Below are 4,082 nucleotides of genomic sequence, written 5' to 3'. Positions count from 1 at the left end.
TGACTTCGACATCCAGCGCACTGTGGATAACCACGACGTGCTGTTCATCTCGTTCAAAATCGAACTTCGCCTGCACCGTACCGACATTGTCGGAAAGCGGGTCGCAGAGTCTTTCCAAATCAGCGAGTTGCAGCGAACCTTCGAGGGTTACGCCACGATCAGCCAATTTGCGCGGGTCAACGTGAGGTGGAATCGGGTCATTCAACATAGGCGCAGCATTCTAGGGATGCACCCCCTCCCTGTCAAAGGAAATTCGGCACATCACGCATGTTAGAATTCGGGGTAATTGACCAGGAGTCTACCATGCTTCCCTTGTTACTGGCTTCCAGCTCCCCTTATCGCCGTGAACTGCTCGCCCGTCTGCGCCTGCCTTTTACCTGGGCAAGCCCCGACTTAGACGAACGGCGCCTGGATGATGAACCCGCCGTCGAACTGGTACGACGCCTGGCGCGCCAAAAAGCCGAGGCACTGGCTGGCACTCACCCCAATCACTTGATCATCGGCTCCGACCAGGTAGCGGTGCTTGGGGAGCAGATCCTTGGCAAGCCGCACACCTTCGTGCGCGCGTGCGAGCAGTTGCTGGCCGCCAGCGGGCAGCACGTCACCTTCCTTACCGGCCTGGCGCTGCTCAACACCACCACCGGGCAATGCCAGGTCGATTGCGTGCCGTTTACCGTGGTATTGCGCGAATTGACCAGGGAGCAAGTTGAGCGCTACGTGACAGCCGAACAGCCGCTCGACTGCGCCGGAAGCTTCAAGGCGGAGGGACTGGGCGTAAGCCTTTTCCAGAGCACCCATGGCTGCGATGCCACGAGCCTGATTGGGCTGCCACTGATTCGATTGGTGGACATGCTGCACAAGGAAGGCGTGCAGGCACCTTGAGCCTTGTTCGCCGGCAAGCCAGCTCCTACCGATAGGAGCCGGCTTGCCGGCGAAACACTCGCTAGCGCAGGGAAGGCCCCTGGAAGCCCATGTACATTGCCAGGCGCTCGGCAACACTGGCCCCCAAGCGCTTGGAGAACCGGTCGAACGGCGACTCCTGAACAGTAAAGTCCACCAACTCCTTCTCACCCACGATCTCGCGGGCAACATAGCTGGCACTGCCCAACCCATCTACCAGGCCAAGCGCCTTGGCCTGCTCGCCCGACCAGATCAGCCCGCTGAACAGCTCCGGATGCTCCTTGTCCTTCAGGCGCTCTCCCCGCCCCTGCTTGACCACTGCGATGAACTGGCGATGAGTGGTGTCCAGCACACCCTGCCAGAAAGCGGTCTCCTCGGGTTTTTGCGGTGAGAACGGATCGAGGAAGGCCTTGTGTTCGCCAGCGGTGTAGGTGCGACGCTCCACGCCCAGCTTGTCCATGGCACCGACGAAGCCATAGCCCGCGGCGGTAACACCAATAGACCCAACCAAGCTCGCCTTGTCGGCGTAGATCTCATCAGCGGCACTGGCGATGTAATAGGCACCGGAGGCACCCAGGTCAGTGATCACTGCATACAGCTTGATAGCCGGATACTCGCCACGTAGACGACGAATCTCGTCATAGATGTAGCCCGCCTGCACCGGACTGCCGCCCGGGCTATTGATGCGCATCACCACAGCCTTGGTCTTCGCGTCCTTGAAAGCCTCGCGCAGGCTCTTGACGATATTGTCGGCACTGGCCGGCTCCTGGTCGGCGATCACGCCGCGCACCTCGACCAGCGCCGTGTGATTGCCGCTGCGCGAAGCCGCCTTGTCCACATCCATCAGCGGCGTGAACAAGGCCAGCATGCCAAACAGATAGACAAAGGTCAGCAGCTTGAAAAAGATGCCCCAACGCCGCGCTCTGCGCTGCTCCTGAACACCTGCGAGCAGCGTCTTCTCCAACAGCTTCCAGCTCTTGCGCTCTTCATTGTCCTCAGGCTCAGGAGCCTTCCATTCGTCAGCCATGCTCACCTACCTTGGAAATTGCAAAGCGCGCGGCCGGCCAGCCATTCGCGCAATTGGGAAAAGTGCTCGATACACACCTGCGGCCCGAACTCGGCCAGGGCCTGCAGGGACATGGCCCCATAACCGACTGCCACCGAGTGCACGCCGGCATTGCTGGCCATCTGCAGGTCGAACGCTGAATCTCCGACCATCAACGCCCGTCCGGGTTCGACCTGGCAATGGGCAAGGATCTCTTCGAGCATCAGCGGGTGCGGCTTGCCACGGGTCTCGTCTGCGGCACGGGTGATATCGAAATAACCTTCCCAGCCATTGGCCTTGAGCACCCGATCCAACCCGCGGCGCGCCTTGCCGGTGGCGACGGCCAGACGATACCCCTCGCGCCGGAAGGCTTCCAGCGACTCGACCACACCGTCGAACAACGGCGACGGCTGCTGATCCAGGGCCATGTAGACATCGGCGTAGTGCTGGCGGAAGGACTCGACCTGCCGCGAATCGAGGTGCGGGTAAAGCGTGGCGATCGCCTCCGCCAACGCCAACCCTATGATGCCCTTGATCGCCTCGTCACTGCTCGGCGCCTCGCCAGCACGCACGGCAGCCAGGTTCATGGCCTGGACAATGCGCCCGATGGAGTCGGCCAGGGTGCCGTCCCAGTCGAAGATCAGCAGTTCGTAGTGTTTTTTCATCCAGGTCAGGTCGCGCTCAGGCGCTCCACGGTCTTGGCCCACACCTCGTCGACTGGCGCCTCGAGCTTGAGCTCACCACCATCAGGCAGCGGCACGGTGAGCTGGTAGGCGTGCAAGAACAGACGCTTGCCACCCAGCTCGCGGATTTCACGACTGAAATCTTCATCACCATACTTGCTGTCGCCGGCGATCATGTGCCCGGCATGCAGCGTATGCACGCGAATCTGATGGGTGCGCCCCGTGATCGGACGCGCCTCGACAATGGTGGCGAACTCACCGAAGCGGCGCAGCACGCGGAACATCGTCAGCGCCTCCTTGCCTTCGTCATTCACTTCGACCATGCGCTCGCCGGAACGCAGATTGCTCTTTTGCAGCGGCGCATTGACCTGCTTCTTCGAAGTTGGCCAGTGCCCACGCACCAGCGCCATGTAGCGCTTGTCGACGCCATCACCCCGCAGCGCGGCATGCAGGTGGCGCAGCATGCTGCGCTTCTTGGCGATCATCAGCAGGCCCGAAGTGTCGCGATCCAGGCGATGCACCAGCTCCAGTTCTTTCGCGTCCGGGCGCAACTGGCGCAACGCCTCGATCACGCCAAAGCTCAGGCCGCTACCACCATGCACGGCGATACCGGCCGGCTTGTTCATCACGATCAGCGCCTTGTCTTCGTAGACAATCGCCGCCTCCAGCCGCTGCAGCAGCCCCTGGGCCACCGGCGCCGGCTCGTCGCGCTCGGGCAGGCGGACGGGCGGCACTCGCACGATGTCGCCCGCCTGGAGCTTGTACTCAGGCTTGATCCGGCCCTTGTTGACCCGTACCTCACCCTTGCGCAGGATGCGGTAGACCAGCGTCTTGGGCACGCCCTTGAGGGCCGTGATGAGGAAATTGTCGATGCGTTGGCCGGCAAGCTCCGGCGCGACTTCGATCAGCTGAACGCCGGAAGTCGGAGGGGTATTGGTCGTCATGGCGGGATCATAACAATTTTTTATGGAATTGAAGCACTTAATCATTGCTGCTATAGTCGCGAACGCCGCCAAAAGCGGCAGGCCAGCGGCACCAGGCTCTACGCCGGCCCTGACCATCGCAATCCCCGAGGACGCGAGGCCGTCCTACGGCGCGTTCGCCAGTTTAACGAATTGCCTGGAATCGCCACCAGCGCTGTGTAGAGAAGACCGAAAAAAAACGACAAGTGCGGTGTTTCACCTGCTTACCCGATTCTTTTCGCCGCACCTCTGCCCGCCACCGTCGTTTCCGTGCATTTGGGCGAATGCTTCGGAAATACCTGCCTTGGATATGTTATGGCGCCAGCCCGGCATCCGGGCTGGCGAAAAATGCAACCCGTTGCGGATTCAGCGCGCGGCAGCACCGAATTTTCAGGGATACGTGCAGGGTGGAGATGCACAGCCCTCGGACCGTGTGGCACCGCGTCCGCCCACCGCCCCACTGATCGGGCGATGGACGGACAAGGTCCTGAA

Annotated in this window: 4 protein-coding genes and 1 pseudogene; 1 reads left to right on the top strand and 4 read right to left on the bottom strand. The window is 61.5% G+C overall.

Annotated features, from left to right (window positions below; translation table 11 throughout):
- Window positions 1–208, bottom strand: a pseudogene (locus P5705_RS25950) (YceD family protein); the annotation flags it as partial.
- 95 nt (window positions 209–303) lie between these two features.
- On the opposite strand from P5705_RS25950, the gene P5705_RS25945 reads away from it, so the two are divergent.
- A complete protein-coding gene (locus P5705_RS25945) occupies window positions 304–882 on the top strand; it encodes a Maf family protein (RefSeq protein ID WP_277463717.1) in 579 nt (192 codons plus the stop codon).
- A 61-nt stretch (window positions 883–943) separates the two neighbouring features.
- Here the strand turns inward: P5705_RS25945 and P5705_RS25940 are convergent, their stop codons facing one another.
- The 3 genes from P5705_RS25940 to rluC are packed head-to-tail and all read right to left on the bottom strand — an operon-like array spanning window position 944 to window position 3,572.
- The gene (locus P5705_RS25940) at window positions 944–1,927 is read right to left on the bottom strand and encodes a S49 family peptidase (protein ID WP_277463716.1); all 984 of its coding nucleotides are present in this window, start codon (window positions 1,925–1,927) and stop codon (window positions 944–946) included.
- 2 nt (window positions 1,928–1,929) lie between these two features.
- Window positions 1,930–2,610, bottom strand: a complete 681-nt coding sequence (locus P5705_RS25935; RefSeq protein ID WP_277463715.1) for an HAD family hydrolase — start codon at window positions 2,608–2,610, stop codon at window positions 1,930–1,932.
- A gap of 5 nt (window positions 2,611–2,615) precedes the next feature.
- Complete coding sequence (gene rluC, locus P5705_RS25930; RefSeq protein WP_011532879.1) at window positions 2,616–3,572, bottom strand: 23S rRNA pseudouridine(955/2504/2580) synthase RluC; 957 nt, start codon at window positions 3,570–3,572, stop codon at window positions 2,616–2,618.
- Between the last annotated feature and the right edge of the window lie 510 nt (window positions 3,573–4,082).

Source organism: Pseudomonas entomophila (assembly GCF_029478665.1).
Classification (GTDB): domain Bacteria; phylum Pseudomonadota; class Gammaproteobacteria; order Pseudomonadales; family Pseudomonadaceae; genus Aquipseudomonas; species Aquipseudomonas entomophila_F.
Note: the sequence above shows the minus strand (reverse complement) of the source record. Positions and strands in the feature narration are given on the sequence as shown.

What these genes read in the sequence shown, in the direction of transcription:
- P5705_RS25945 (WP_277463717.1), top strand. Translation starts at nt 304, where the DNA reads ATGCTTCCCTTGTTACTGGCTTCCAGCTCCCCTTATCGCCGTGAACTG.
- P5705_RS25940 (WP_277463716.1), bottom strand. Translation starts at nt 1,927, where the DNA reads ATGGCTGACGAATGGAAGGCTCCTGAGCCTGAGGACAATGAAGAGCGC.
- P5705_RS25935 (WP_277463715.1), bottom strand. Translation starts at nt 2,610, where the DNA reads ATGAAAAAACACTACGAACTGCTGATCTTCGACTGGGACGGCACCCTG.
- rluC (WP_011532879.1), bottom strand. Translation starts at nt 3,572, where the DNA reads ATGACGACCAATACCCCTCCGACTTCCGGCGTTCAGCTGATCGAAGTC.